13 protein-coding genes and 1 riboswitch are annotated in these 13762 nt (G+C 71.2%); of the genes, 6 read left to right on the plus strand and 7 right to left on the minus strand.

Annotated elements, in window-relative coordinates; translation table 11 throughout:
• Positions 1-14 precede the first annotated feature (14 nt).
• On the minus strand, positions 15-2309 hold the full coding sequence (gene metE / locus FHS44_RS13395; RefSeq protein WP_184714290.1) for a 5-methyltetrahydropteroyltriglutamate--homocysteine S-methyltransferase: 2295 nt from the start codon (positions 2307-2309) through the stop codon (positions 15-17).
• Positions 2310-2435: 126 nt separating this feature from the next.
• Positions 2436-2664, minus strand: a riboswitch (cobalamin riboswitch).
• Positions 2665-3037: 373 nt separating this feature from the next.
• Between metE and FHS44_RS13400 the strand changes: the two genes are divergently transcribed.
• From FHS44_RS13400 to FHS44_RS13410, 3 genes are all read left to right on the plus strand, one after another.
• The gene (locus FHS44_RS13400) at positions 3038-3469 is read left to right on the plus strand and encodes a hypothetical protein (protein ID WP_184714291.1); all 432 of its coding nucleotides are present in this window, start codon (positions 3038-3040) and stop codon (positions 3467-3469) included.
• Between the two features lie 195 nt (positions 3470-3664).
• A complete protein-coding gene (locus FHS44_RS13405) occupies positions 3665-4267 on the plus strand; it encodes a TetR/AcrR family transcriptional regulator (RefSeq protein ID WP_184714292.1) in 603 nt (200 codons plus the stop codon).
• A gap of 558 nt (positions 4268-4825) precedes the next feature.
• Positions 4826-5083 carry a DUF1876 domain-containing protein gene (locus FHS44_RS13410; RefSeq protein WP_184714293.1) on the plus strand — a complete coding sequence of 86 codons (258 nt, stop codon included), beginning with the start codon at positions 4826-4828 and terminating at the stop codon, positions 5081-5083.
• A 66-nt stretch (positions 5084-5149) separates the two neighbouring features.
• Here the strand turns inward: FHS44_RS13410 and FHS44_RS13415 are convergent, their stop codons facing one another.
• Positions 5150-5584: a CBS domain-containing protein gene (locus FHS44_RS13415; protein WP_184714294.1), complete on the minus strand. Its 435-nt coding sequence runs from the start codon at positions 5582-5584 to the stop codon at positions 5150-5152.
• A gap of 136 nt (positions 5585-5720) precedes the next feature.
• On the opposite strand from FHS44_RS13415, the gene FHS44_RS13420 reads away from it, so the two are divergent.
• The 3 genes from FHS44_RS13420 to FHS44_RS13430 all read left to right on the plus strand — a co-directional run bounded on the left by FHS44_RS13420 (position 5721) and on the right by FHS44_RS13430 (position 8350).
• Positions 5721-6269 carry a hypothetical protein gene (locus FHS44_RS13420; RefSeq protein ID WP_221460680.1) on the plus strand — a complete coding sequence of 183 codons (549 nt, stop codon included), beginning with the start codon at positions 5721-5723 and terminating at the stop codon, positions 6267-6269.
• 313 nt (positions 6270-6582) lie between these two features.
• Entirely contained in the window at positions 6583-7281 is a 699-nt protein-coding gene (locus FHS44_RS13425; protein WP_184714296.1) for a sigma-70 family RNA polymerase sigma factor, read from the plus strand.
• A gap of 250 nt (positions 7282-7531) precedes the next feature.
• Complete coding sequence (locus tag FHS44_RS13430; protein ID WP_184714297.1) at positions 7532-8350, plus strand: phosphotransferase family protein; 819 nt, start codon at positions 7532-7534, stop codon at positions 8348-8350.
• An 87-nt stretch (positions 8351-8437) separates the two neighbouring features.
• Here FHS44_RS13430 and FHS44_RS13435 read toward each other — a convergent pair whose 3' ends face one another.
• The 5 genes from FHS44_RS13435 to FHS44_RS13455 form a co-directional block, all read right to left on the minus strand.
• Positions 8438-9517: a FecCD family ABC transporter permease gene (locus FHS44_RS13435; protein WP_184714298.1), complete on the minus strand. Its 1080-nt coding sequence runs from the start codon at positions 9515-9517 to the stop codon at positions 8438-8440.
• A complete protein-coding gene (locus FHS44_RS13440) occupies positions 9514-10578 on the minus strand; it encodes a FecCD family ABC transporter permease (protein WP_246435413.1) in 1065 nt (354 codons plus the stop codon). Before FHS44_RS13440 ends, FHS44_RS13435 begins: the two co-directional genes overlap by 4 nt.
• A 73-nt stretch (positions 10579-10651) precedes the next feature.
• Positions 10652-11926: a cation:proton antiporter gene (locus tag FHS44_RS13445; RefSeq protein ID WP_184714299.1), complete on the minus strand. Its 1275-nt coding sequence runs from the start codon at positions 11924-11926 to the stop codon at positions 10652-10654.
• A complete protein-coding gene (locus tag FHS44_RS13450) occupies positions 11927-12739 on the minus strand; it encodes a siderophore-interacting protein (protein WP_184714300.1) in 813 nt (270 codons plus the stop codon).
• An 8-nt stretch (positions 12740-12747) separates the two neighbouring features.
• The gene (locus tag FHS44_RS13455) at positions 12748-13722 is read right to left on the minus strand and encodes an ABC transporter substrate-binding protein (RefSeq protein ID WP_184714301.1); all 975 of its coding nucleotides are present in this window, start codon (positions 13720-13722) and stop codon (positions 12748-12750) included.
• Positions 13723-13762: the final 40 nt, after the last annotated feature.

Consider the following 13762-nt stretch of genomic DNA (forward strand, 5'->3'; position numbering starts at 1 on the left):
CCCGGAGGAGAGGGTCAGCCGACCTCCGCCCTGACCACCCTGGCGGCGGCGACCAGGTTGTCCAGGGAGGAACGGACCTCGGGCCAGCCACGGGTCTTCAGGCCGCAGTCGGGGTTGACCCACAGCCGCTCGGCCGGGATGCCGCCGAGCCCCTTGCGCAGCAGGGAGGCGACCTCCTCGACGTCGGGCACCCGCGGGGAGTGGATGTCGTAGACACCCGGACCCACCTCGCGGGGGTATCCGGCCCCGGCCAGCTCGTGCGCGACCTGCATGTGGGAGCGGGCGGCCTCCAGGCTGATCACGTCGGCGTCGAGGTCGTCGATCGCGGCCAGGATCTCGCCGAACTCGGCGTAGCACATGTGGGTGTGGATCTGGGTGTCGGCCCGCACCCCGCTCGTGGCCAGCCGGAAGGCCTCGGTCGCCCAGGCCAGGTAGGCGGGCCGGTCCGCGGCGCGCAGCGGCAGCGTCTCGCGCAGGGCGGGCTCGTCCACCTGAATGACGGCGGTGCCCGCGGCCTCCAGGTCGGCGACCTCGTCGCGCAGGGCGAGGGCGACCTGGCGGGCGGTCTCGGCCTGCGGCTGGTCGTCGCGGACGAAGGACCAGGCGAGCATGGTGACGGGCCCGGTGAGCATGCCCTTGACCGGGCGCTCCGTCTGGGACTGGGCGTAGGTCGTCCAGCGCAGCGTCATCGGCTTCGGACGGGAGACGTCCCCGGCCAGGATCGGCGGGCGCACGTAGCGGGTGCCGTACGACTGCACCCAGCCCTGCTGGGTGGCCAGGTAGCCGTTGAGCTGCTCGGCGAAGTACTGGACCATGTCGTTGCGCTCCGGCTCGCCATGCACCAGCACGTCGATGCCCGCCCGCTCCTGGAAGATCAGGACGGAGCGGATCTCCGAGGCGATCAGCTCGTCGTAGGCGTCCTGGTCGATCCGCCCGGCGCGCAGGTCGGCGCGGGCCGCCCGCAGCTCGGAGGTCTGCGGGAAGGAGCCGATCGTGGTCGAGGGCAGCGTCGGCAGGCCGAGCCTGGCGCGCTGCGCGACCGCCCGCTCGCCGTACGGCTGGGGCCTGCGGGCGTCGTCGGCGGTGACCGCGGCGGTGCGGGCCCTGACCGCGGGGTCGTGGGTGAGCGCGGAGGCCGCACGCGAGGCCAGGTCGGCCCGGTTGGCGGCCAACTGCCCGTCGATGACTTCGGTCCCCTCGCTCAGACCGGTGGCGAGGGTGACGACCTCGGCGACCTTCTGCCTGGCGAAGGCGAGCCAGCGGCCGACCTGCGGGTCGAGGCCGTTCTCAAGCGCGAGGTCGATGGGAACGTGCAGCAGCGAGCAGGAGGCGGCGACGTCCACCCGGTCGGCCAGGCCGAGCAGGGTGGCCAGGGTCGCCAGCGACCTGCCCAGGTCGTTGATCCACACGTTGCGGCCGTCCACGACACCGGCGACCAGGCGCTTGCCGAACAGCCCGCCCGCGCGGGCGAGGTCGTCGAGGTTGGCCGCGGCGGGGCCGGTGAAGTCGAGTCCCAGGCCCTCGACCGGCGCCTGGGCCAGGACGGGCAGCGCCTCACCGAGCCGGTCGAAGTAGCTGGCGACGAGGATCTTCGGCCGGTCGGTCAGGGCGCCAAGCTCGCGGTAGGCGTGGGCGGCGGCGTCGAGCACCGCCCGGTCGCGGTCCTGGACCAGCGCGGGCTCGTCGAGCTGCACCCACTCGGCACCGGCGGCGCGCAGCGCGGCGAGCACCTCGGCGTAGACGGGCAGCAGCCGGTCGAGCAGGCTGATCGGCTCGAAGTCCGGGTCCACGCCGGGGGCGGGCTTGGCCAGCAGCAGGTAGGTGACGGGGCCGACGAGCACGGGACGCGCGGTGTGCCCGAGCGCGAGGGCCTCACCCAGCTCGCCGACCTGCTTGGACGGGTCGGCGGCGAAGACGGTGTCGGGCCCCAGTTCCGGCACCAGGTAGTGGTAGTTGGTGTCGAACCACTTGGTCATCTCCAGCGGCGCGACGTCCTGGGTGCCACGGGCCATGGCGAAGTAGCCCGCCACGGGGTCCTGCGCGGCGGCCCGGTGGCGCGGGGGGATGGCGCCGACCATGACGGTGGTGTCGAGGACGTGGTCGTAGAGCGAGAAGTCACCGGTCGGCACCTCGCGCACCCCGGCCTCCGCCAGGTGGCGCCAGTTGTCGGCGCGCAGCCCGGCCGCGGTCGCCAGCAGGTCCTGGGCGCTCACCCGGCCCGCCCAGTAGCCCTCGATCGCCTTCTTCAGCTCACGGTCCGGCCCCTGACGCGGGTAGCCGTACACGGTCGCCAGTGAGGTCTCGGTCACGGAACTCTCCTTCGCGAGTCACGAAAGACAACGGAGCCCCGAGGGGAAGCGCGAAGGAGCGGCGGGCGCACCACGCCCGTCCCGTGCCGCCGACCCACCCGCGAGGTCACCGAGGTCACCGCGCGCGGTCGCACGCGGGCAGTGGCAGGTCTTCGGACTCGCGGGCGCGCCGGGGCGTTGAATCGCCCTGACACCTACTGGCCGTCGCTTCCCCGACCCGGTCTGCCGGATCCAGTGCGTTTGACGGCGGTCGTTCCCACTCACCGCTGCGGGGCAGTCCCGGAGTCACACCGGGTTCCCTCTTACGACGCTCCTGCCTGGCGGGCAGGGCGAACCGACTGCGCCCCAAGCCTATGCGCATCCGGCTCTCCAGTGACAGCCAGGCCCTGGCGACGGGAGGACCGTCCCCGTCGGCGCCGTCGGCGATCTCCGGGGAATCGTTCTCCCGTCGCCGGGGACGGCCTGAAACCGTACGGGGGAATTCGCGGTCGGCGGGAAAATCTCCGCCGTCCGGATTTCGAGGCCAAGAAGCGTGACCAAGGCCCCATTTCCCACAATTCCACAAAGAAAAGGGCAGGCTATATTAGACCCGGCAAACCCCCCAGCCATCGGAGTTAACCATGTATCGGACTAACCGGTCATCCGCCTATCAAGGGCTTATACCAAGCGCCCTAACCCGTGTCAAGACGCGTGTCGTCGCCATTCTCCACCGGCGATTCCCGGTCATCATGCGGGGGACGCTGGGCCTGGTGTTCCTGTGGTTCGGCGCGCTGAAGGTGGCGAACGTCAGCCCGGTCAGCGCCCTGGTCGCCGACACCCTGTCCTTCGTGCCGCTGCCCGCCTCGTTCGTCGTGCCCGCCCTTGGCGTGTTCGAGATCGCCGTGGCCCTGGCGCTGATCACCGGCCGGTGGCTGCGCCCGTTCCTGCCCGTGCTCCTGCTCCACCTCGTCGGCACGTTCCTGGTCCTGGCGCTCCACCCCAGCGTGGCCTTCAAGGACGGGAACCCGCTGATGCTCACGATGGAGGGCGAGTTCGTCGTCAAGAACGTCGTCCTGATCGCCGGGACGCTGATGGTCGCCGCCACCCTTCCCCCGCGCGGGACCCCCGAGGAACCGTCGCGGGAGTCCCGCCTCCCGGTCTCCGGCACCGCACGGCACTGAGCGGCGCTGAGCTGGAAAAGCCAGCGGGGACGATTACCCGGGGAAACGGGAAACGGGATCGAACCGTTTCCCGTTTTCCGTCCCGGCGGCCATCACCACGGGTTCCGAACGTTCTGCGGGCCGTACACGACACCGGGAAACAATTACCCTTCACCTGTAGAACGACCGACTGACAATCGCGACAGGGGAACCCAGGTGGCCAACCGCCACGGTGCGAGGAACACCGAGGAACTCATCTACCGGGCGGCCGTCGGGCTGATGGCGGCCCGTGGATACCACGGCACCACGCTGCGCGACGTCGCGCGGGCGGTCAGCCTGCAGATGTCCTCGATCTACTACTACTTCCCCAGCAAACAGGAACTGCTTTTGGCCGTCATGCGCAGGACGACGCGTGACCTGCGAGCCGCCGTCGAGCCACCGATCAGCGCCGCCGGGTCCGTGCGGGAGCGGCTCGGCGCGGGCATCCGCGCCCACGTCCTGTTCCACGCCGACCGCCGCCTGGAGACCCTCGTCACGGACTCGGAGATCCGCGCCCTCGAAGGCGAGGGCCGCGAGGAGATCACCGCGCTGCGCGACGCCTACGGCGACCTGTTCCGCGAGGTGCTGGAGACCGGGCTCCAGGAGGGCGTCTTCTCCTTCGAGGACTCCCACGTCGCGACGAACGCGCTGATGACGATGTGCGCGGGCGTGGCCGTCTGGTACCGGCCGGACGGCCACACGAGCCTGTCCCGAATCGCCGACCAGCTCACCCACCTCTACCTCGACGGCGTCACGGCCTCTCCCCCACGGCAGGCGTGACCCGTCTGGACAGGCTTCGAGGGGTACGGCGACGCGCTGACCGGCCTCGGGGACAGGCCCGGCTCGGGCTGTCAGGGCCGGGACTCTGACTCGGGACTCTGACTCAGGGATCGGGCTCGGGACTCTGGCTCAGGGCTCGGGGCCGGGGCGAAACCGTGCTTCCCGCCGCGAAGCCCGTCCGGCGCCGAAGCCACGCTCGGCGACGGACGCGCTCCAATCGGGACCGGCGAGCGGCCAGACGCTCGACCTGATCCCGGGGAGCCGCGTCCCGTCACGGCGACACCGTTCCTGTCGCCGTTCTGACCGACGGGCGCGGCCTCCCGGGTCTCTCTGCTCGCCGGCGGGGCCGTCCCGTCCCCGTCTGGACGGTACGGCCCCGCCGTCCCCGAGATGACCCCATGTTCTCCGGCCGAGCCGTACCTCCAGTAGGGGAGGCCGTCCCCCAAGGGTGGGACCTTCGTCCCTGATGGTCACGCCGTACCGCTCCGACAATGGAGGTGACGGCTCGCGCCCGGTGAGCGGGCGCCGCCACCGTCACGAAGAACGGGGGTTCAGATCATGCGATCCAAGCAGTGGGACGTACAGGTCTCCATCACCGAGGAAGGCGACGAGACCTTCGCCAGGGCGGTCCTGCCCATCGCGGGCGCCGGGGAACTGGCCGGGGTCGGCCGGGCGCGGCGCAACCCGTCCGACGAGCCGGTGGCCGAGATCGGCGACGAGCTCGCCGTCGCCAGGGCGCTGGCGGACCTGTCGGGCAGGCTGATGAACATCACCACGGCCGACATAGCCCAGTTGACCGGCCCGACCTCGTGGTAGGGGGTTCTTCCGCACGGACCGGCCTGCCCGCCATCCCCTCGCGGGATCCGGCGGGCAGGCCCCGGTTCACATCCGTCCGTAGACCTGGTGGACGAACTCGGCGAGCTTGTCGTCGGGCAGGCCCTTCGCCAGGTCGGCCTCGCTGATCATGCCAACGATGCGGTGGTTCTCGATCACGGGCAGACGCTTGATCCGGTGACGCTCCATCTTGGCCAGCGCCTCGTCGACACTGCCCTCGGCGTCGATCCAGATCAGTCCCTGGGCGAGTTCACTCGCCGTCGTCTCGTCGAGGTTGCCGCCCTCGGCGCAACATCTGACCACGATGTCACGGTCGGTGATGATCCCCTTGAGCCGGTCGTCGCTCCCGCAGACCGGCAGCGCGCCCACGTCCAGGTCGCGCATCATCCGCGCGGCCGTCCGCAGACTGTCGTTCTCACCGACGCACCGCGCGTCCGGGTGCATCAGGTCCCGGACCGTCCTGCCTGTCTCCGCTCTCGTCATCGTCACCCCTCCTGACTGGTGGGTTTGTTGGTCTCCATAGGCCTATGCCCCATAAATCCGGAATCAGTGAGGCCGTATGTGAGGATCCGCGATCACGCCCTTCTCGACGGGCCGGACGGCTGTCAGGATGTCGGGTGTGACCCCCGCGGCGGCTGCGCTTCGCGTGCCACGTGCCATCGTCTTCGCGACGCTGTGCACCGTGGTCTCCGCGGGCGGCCACGCCCTGGCGGGGGGCGGTCTCGTTCCCCCCTTCCTCGGGGTCCTCGGCGTCGTCATCGCCTTCTGCGTCGCCTACCCCCTCGGCGGACGTGAACGCGGCCCCGAGGTGGTCCTCACGGCCACCGGCGGCGTGCAGATCCTGCTGCACGAACTGTTCAGCCGGGCCTCGCACGGACCGCACACCACGATCCTCGGCGAACACGGCCACCCCGCCTCCGGCATGACCGCGGTCCACCTGGCCGTCGCGCTAGGCACCGGCTGGTGGCTGTACCGCGGTGAGAGTGCGGTCTGGCTGATGATCCGCCTGTACGGCCGCCGCCTGCCGGTGATCCGGCTCCTCCTCGTCGTCCCCGCCGAGCCGGTCACCCCCGTCTGGCGCCCGGTCACCACCCCCGAGCCCACCCCGTACGGCGGGCGGGACGTCCTCCCCTCCCTACGCCGCCGCGGCCCACCCCTCCCCCGCTGACTGAGACCTCCCCCAACGGCCGAGGTCCCGTCGCCCTGCCCCGCACCGGCTGATCCGTACTCGCCGGGGTCTCACGAGGATCATCGCCGGAGCGCTCCGTGACCGGACGTTCTCCCCCGGTGCCGCAGGGCTGACATCACCTTCCGCCGGGCCAGACCGTGGCCCGGCCTCCTCGTCGTGCCCGGAGTCGTCCCGGCATGTACTCGGACATCTCCGGCCCAGGCCCTGTCATGCCCTCTCGCGCCGTCGATCCCGCCAGGCGAGCACGCCCCAACCTCGCGCCCCGCCTCGCCCCGCGCCAAAGGAATCTTTCATGCCCCCTGCCACTCCTGCGCCCCGCACCGCCTCCTCTCCCCTGGAGCACTCCGGGCTCGCAGACCCCTGTGATCTTCCAAAACCCTCCAACCTCCCCGAACTCCCGGACCACTCGGATCTCGTCGGCTTCTCCGAACTCACGGAATCTCCCAGGCACCTCGGACTCCCCGACGAGCAGGTGACCGCGCTCGCGCTGGCCGCCCGTACCGGAACCCCCACGACCGTCGAAGCCTTCGTCCGCGCCGTCTATCCGGACGTGCGGCGGTTCGTCACCCACCTGGCCGGGCCCCACGCGGCGGAGGACCTGACGCAGGAGACCTTCGTGCGGGTCCTGCTCGCCCTGCCCCGCTTCGCGGGCCGCTCCTCCGCCAGGACCTGGCTGCTGTCCATCGCCAGGCGGGTCGTCATCGACCGCTTCCGCTCCGCCGCCCGCCGCCCGCTCCTCGCCGACCTCGCCGACTGGCAGTCCGCCGCCGAACGCCACCAGCCCCTCGGGCTCCCCGGCCGCGAGGACGGAGTAGCCCTGGCCGACCTGCTGTCCAGGGTCCCGCGCGAGCGCCGCGAGGCCTTCGTCCTGACCCAACTCGCCGGCGTGCCGTACGGCGAGGCCGCCGAACTGATCGGCTGCCCGATCGGCACCGTACGCTCCCGCGTAGCCCGAGCCAGATCCCAACTAATAGCCTCCCTGACCGCCTGACCTTGAACACACGCGGTGGCCTCTCCGCTTCCTGGAGCGGAGAGGCCACCTCAAGGGAAGCCGAGAGGCCCGGCCCTCCCCCTCTCTTGAGGGGCTCCGAGGAGGGTACGGCGCCCGCACGCCGATGCGCTGGTCCACCGTGGTCCGGCTCACCCGAGCGGGACGGCCTCCCATCTGCTGACCAGCACGTGACGGCCACATCCTCAGGTAGTCTCAACCGCCAGAGACGGAGAGGGCGCACAGCAGACGCATGGCCGACCGGTTCAGCACCCACCATCTGGAGCTTGGCGACAGCGTCGTGACCAAGCGATACGCGTCGTGGGACCGAGGAGAGCCGCACCGGGAATGGGCGGCGTTGACGCTCCTGGCCGAACACGCGCCCGGGCTCGCCCCCCTGCCCGTGGAGGCCGCACTCGACGCCGCCCCTCCGACGATCATGATGAGCAGGTTGCCCGGCCATGTCCTGCGTGGAACGCATGCCACCGACGAGCAGATCGGCGCGTTGGCCACAGCCCTGAACCGACTGCACCGGATTCCGGCCGAGGTGGTGGGGACGCTCCAGCCCGCTCCCTGGGGACCCGTCGTGGCCGTGGCCAAGGTCCGCGCCTGGGTCGCCAAAAAGCCCGACCTCGGCGACGACCCCCTCGTGCGGCACGCCTACCGTGAGGGAGTCGACTGGCTGTCCTCGACCACCCCGGACGAACTCACCACGAACCCGTTCCCACCCGTCATCGGGCTGGCGGACGGCAATCATGCGAACTACCTCTGGGACGGCCACGAGCGCCGGATACGGCTGATCGACTGGGAGGACTCAGGACGCAACGACCGGGCCTTCGAGCTCGGCGAGGTGGCCGAGCACATCTCCCGCCTCGACGGCACCCTCGATGCGGAGAAGCTGCTGGCCCACATCGACCTCACCTCGCAGGAGGCCAGGCGGGTGCATGGCTTCCGCCGCCTCATCGCGTTGATGTGGTTCCTCCAGCTCGGCCCCGGAGGACCGGCGACCCCTCACAACCCGCCGGGCACCCTGAGGCGCCAGGCCGAAAGGGTGCTGTACCTGCTCGGCTGACGATCTCGGCCCAATTCGAGGGTTACCTGTACGGCCCGGGCTTTGGACCCCCAGCCCTGGCACGGGCCGTACAGGAGTATTGGGTGGTCAGCGTTTGCGCCAGCCGGAGACCAGGACCCAGACCAGGTAGACGCCGCCGAGGGAGCCCGTCATCACTCCCACGGGAAGTTGGGTCGGGGCCATCAGGCGTTGGGCGGCCATGTCACCGGCGACCAGTAGCAGGGCGCCCATGAGGCATGACAGGACCAGGACGGGAGCCGCGGACCTGGCGAGTCTGCGGGCGAGCTGGGGGGCGGCGAGAGCGACGAACGGGATGGGGCCCGAGGCTACCGTCGCCACGGCGGTGAGGGCGACGCCGAGCAGCATGAGCCAGAGCCGGGAGCTCTCCACCCGCACGCCGAGGGCCGTCGCCAGTTCGTCGCCGAGCTCCATCAGCTTCAGCCTCCTGCCGAGGGCCAGCGTGACGGGGATGAGGATCACGAGCGTGCTGACGAGCAGGTTCACGTGGCCCCAGCCGCGCCCGTTGAGGTTGCCGGTCATCCAGGTCGCGGCGACGTGGGCGTCGGCGAACTCGGCGCGGGCAATCAGGTAGATGTTGGTCGCCACCAGGCCGCCGTTGATGGCGATGCCGACCAGGATCAGCCGGTAGCCCTGCACCCCGTCCCTGAAGGCGAGGAGATAGACCACGAGGGAGGTCACCAGGCCACCGGTCAGGGCGCCGCCCGCGACGGCGGCCATGCCTCCGCCGAGCACGATGATCTGGATGAGCGCGCCGGTCGCGGCGCCCGTGGTGAAGCCGATGATGTCGGGGCTGCCCAGCGGGTTGCGGGTGAGGCTCTGGAAGACCGCGCCCGCCAGGCCGAGGGCCGCGCCGACGAGCAGTCCGGTCAGCACGCGCGGCAGCCTGAGCGTCTCGACGACGAACATGTGGGCGCGCTGGCCGTTGCCCGCCAGGGCGCGCAGCACGTCCGCGGGGGCGATCGGGTACTGCCCGGTCCCGATGGCCAGGACGGTCAGCGCCGCCACGGCCACCGCGAGGACGGTCCCGGTCAGCACCACCCTGAGGCTGACGCGGAAGGAGACGCCACGCCCGGGCAGGGTGACCGTGAACCCGGGCCTGACGCTCTTCTCAGGGCCGGGGCGCCTCGTGGTGTTGAGCGCGTTCACAGCTGGGCGATCCTCCTGCGGCGGACGAGGGCGAGAAAGACCGGCATGCCGATGAAGGCGGTGACCACACCGGCCTCCAACTCGGCGGGCCACAGCACGAGGCGGCCCACGATGTCGGAGACCAGCAACAGCACGGGGCCGAGCAGCGCCGAGTACAGCAGCACCCAGCGGTTGTCCTGGCCGACGGCCAGCCGGGCGGCCTGCGCCACGATCAGGCCGATGAACCCGATGGGCCCGACGGCCGCGGTCGCCGCGCCGCACAGCAGGGTGACGGCGATGACTCCGAGCACGCGGGTACGGCCTGGCCGTACACCAAGGGCGCGTCCCGCGTCGTCGCCGAGCGCCAGCGCGTTCAGGGAGTTGCCCAGCGACATCGCGATGACCAGGCCGATCGCCATGAAGGGGGCCACCCTGATCACGACCGACAGGTCGTGGCCGCTGAGGGCTCCCGTCCCCCAGTAGCGGTACTGGTTGAAGGCCTCGGGGTCGGTCAGCGCGAACGCCTGCGTCGCCGAGGCCAGGGCCGCGCTCACCGCCGTCCCGGCCAGGGCGAGCCGTACCGGGGTGGCGCCGGAGCGTCCACTTGAGCCGATGAGGTAGACGACGACCGCGGCGGCGGCCGAGCCCGCGAAGGAGAACCAGACGAAGTCCCGCAGGTCGTGCAGTCCGAACAGGCCGATGGCCACCGCGATGGCGACGACGGCGCCCGCCTCGACGCCCAGGATGCCGGGGTCGGCCAGCGGGTTGCGGGTGAGCGCCTGCATGAGCGCGCCCGCCAGGGCCAGGCAGGCGCCCACCCCGATACCGAGCAGGGTCCTGGGGACGCGCAGGTCGTGGATGACGTGGGCCGCGTCCGAGTTGTCCGGATGCAGCAGCAGCCTGAGGACGTCCCCCGGGGGAATGGCCTTCGAGCCGATGGCCAGGCTCGCGAACACCGCCAGGACCAGCAGCAGTACGGCCAGCAGCGCACCCGCCGAGCGCAACGCCGTACCGCGCATCCGTCCCGCCCTGGACACGGCCGTGGGAGGCAGCGGGGCCTTGAGGTCCTGACCGACGGTCATAACGACACCCCCGACAGCGTGCCCGCCGTACCGGACACGGCCATGAGAGACGCCGGGACCCTGGTCTGGGTGGTCATGCCGGTACCTCCACGGGGTCGGGGTTCCTGGCCGGGCGGAGGGCTCGTAGGACCGGGGGTGCCATCACCGTGGTGACGAGGGCCATCAGGACGATCGCGGTGTAGGCGGTCGTGCTCAGGACGCCCGCCTGCAGGCCGACGGTGGCGATGACCACCTCGACCGCGCCCCTGGCGTTGAGGCCCGCGGCGATCATCAGGCCGTCGCGGGTGCCGAGCCGGGCCAGGCGGGCGCCGCCCAGGGCCCCGATCACCTTGGTGAGGACCGCGCAGGCGAGCACGGCGCCCGCCCACAGCAGCGCCTCGGTGCTCGCCAGGGCGGTCAGGTCGAGGCGCAGTCCGGCGGTGGCGAAGAACACCGGCGCCAGGATGGTGACGGTGATGGGTTCGATCTGGTTCCTGAGCTGGGCGGGGAAGAACCGGGAGCGGCCGAGCAGCAGCCCGGCCAGGTAGGCGCCGATCACGGCGTCGGACCCGACGAGGTGGGCCAGGGCGGCGAACACGCCGGTGGCGACGACCGCGACGACGAGCCCGCCGTGCTCGGCTCCCCTGTCCCGTACGGCCCGCAGCGCGGCGTCCGTCAGCCGCTGGCCGACGGTCAGGGCCACGACCAGCAGCAGCACGACGCCGCCGAGCAGGGTGGCGACCATCCCCACCGACAGGGTGCCCGCCCCGGCGAGGGCGGTGACCAGGCCGAGGGCGGCCCAGCCCGCGAGGTCGTTCGTCATGGCCACCGCGATGATCACCTGTCCGGCGTCACTGCGGATGAGGCCGAGTTCGGTGAGGATCCTGGCGATCACCGGCAGGGAGGAGATGCTCAGCGCGATGGCGATGAACAGGACGAAGGCCGTCCTGTTCGCGCCGCTCCCGTGGAAGGACTCGGGCATCAGCGTGCCGAGCCCGATACCCGCGGCGAAGGGCAGGCCGAGGGCGCCGACCGCGATGAGGGTGGAGGCCCTGCCGAGCCTGCGTACCGTCGCGAGGTCGGTCTCCAGGCCGGTCAGCACGAGCAGCAGGGCGACGCCGAGCCAGGCGACGGTGTTGAGCGGCGCCGCCGCCAGCCGGTCGTCGGGGATGACGACCGCGGCGGCGGCGGGCCACAGCCAGCCCAGGATGGACGGGCCGAGCAGCACCCCGGCCAGCAGCTCACCGACGACGCCGGGCTGCCCGATCCGCCGGGCGGCCGCGCCGAGCAGCCGCCCGGCCAGCACGATGACGAGCAGCTGGACCCACATCAGGAGGACGGCGTCGGCCTGCAGCGAGGGGAAGCCCACTCAGTCCTCTTCCTCCTCGTGGTGGTCGAGGTTGACCACTCCACGCTTCCAGTAGCCGTCGACGTCGACGCGTTCCCTGGGCAGGCCGAACTCCTCGCGCAGGTAGCGGCGGATGGGTTTGAGCGTGCCCGCCTCACCCGCGACCCAGGCGAACCCCTCCCCCTTGGGTTTGCGCACGCCCCGGATGGCCTTCTCCAGCAGGTCGGAGGTACCCGGTTCGGCGTCGCCGCGGTACAGCCACGTCAGGTTGACGTCGGCGACGCTGGCGATCTCCTGTTCCTCGCGGGTGTCGGCGACCTCGGCGAAGGCGAACACGGTCGCCCCCGCCGGCAGGAGCTCCAGCCAGCGGGCCAGGGCGGGCAGGGCGGTCTCGTCGGCGCCGAGCACGTACCAGTCGAGGTCGAGCGGCACCATGACCGAGCCACGGGGGCCGAGCACGCCGATCCGCTGGCCCGGCTCCACCTGGTCGGCCCAGGTGGAGCCAGGACCGTGGCCGTGGATGACCATGTCGACGTCGATCTCCAGGTCCTGCGGCCGGTGGTAGCGGATGGTGTAGTCGCGGAAGATCGGCCGGGGGGAGCCGGGCGGCGGCGGTTCGAGACCGTCGGGCCCGAGTGTCGGCATCACCGGCAGGTCGGCGCCGGGCTCGGGGAAGCAGAGCTTGACGTGGTCGGCGGGCGCCGCCTCCTGGAACCCTTCGAGGTCGGGACCGGTCAGGGTGACCCGTACGGTCGACGGGCTGATGCGCCGGACCCGGCTGACCTCAAGCAGGCGTGGCCTGAGGGGATACTCGATGATCGTGACGTCGGACATGGCATCCCCTACGCGAGCTTGGCGAGGATGGCGTCGAGCTGGCCGATGATCTCCAGGACGCCCTTGTAGCTGTACTGGTAGCCGTACTTGAGCGGGTAGACGTGCCCGTCCTTGACCGCGGGCAGCAGCTTCCAGGACCCCTGGTCGAGCAGCTTCTGCGTCGCGGGGTCGGCGTTGCCGTCGGGCTGCGCGCCGTACAGCAGGACGGAGGTGTCCTTGAACTGGGAGATCTGCTCGTAGGAGAGGCGCACGCCGCGGTTGGCGCGTTCGTCGGTGGCGACCTTGGAGAACTTCAGGCCGGCCTCCTCCATGAACAGGCCGGGCCAGGAGACCGGGGAGTTGGCGACGAAGCCCTCGGGGCCGCCCTCGACGTAGTCCCAGGTGGTCTTCTCCAGGACGGCGGAGTACTTGGACTTGATCTCGGCGATCTTCGCCTCGTACTCGGCGATCTTTCCGGCCATCGCGTCCTTCTTGCCCAGCGCGTCGGCGATCTCGGGCAGCGCCTTGCGGACGTCGGCCGGGTTCTCCGTCACGAAGAAGGCGGTCGGCGCGATGGCGCTGAGCTTGTCGTAGCCGAAGTCCTCCTCGCGGCGCTGGGTGCTGACGATGAGGTCGGGCTGGAGCTGGGCGAGCTGCTCGTAGTTGATCGACGTCTCGTCGGACCCGATGACGGGGATGGCCTTGACCTTCGCCCAGTCCTCGGGCGAGTAGTCGTTCTCGGCCTCCTGGATGATCGCGACCGGGGTGATGCCCAGTTCGAGGACGGCCGCGGTGGTGTTGAGGAGGGAGACGACCCGCTTGGGCTCCGCGGGGACCTGGATGGCCCCGTGGGCTGTCTGGACGGTCCTTGTGGTGGCCTGTGCCGCCGCGGAGGGGTCACCCGCGGAGCTCGCGGAAGGGGTGGGGGCGGAGGAACCGCACGCGGCGGTGAGGGCCACCAGTCCGGCGGTGAAGAGGCCGAGAACGGCCCTGGTGAGGTGCATCCCGCGTCTCCTGGATCACTATTATTTAGGTAAGGCAAAC

Source organism: Streptosporangium saharense, assembly GCF_014203715.1.
GTDB lineage: Bacteria > Actinomycetota > Actinomycetes > Streptosporangiales > Streptosporangiaceae > Streptosporangium > Streptosporangium saharense.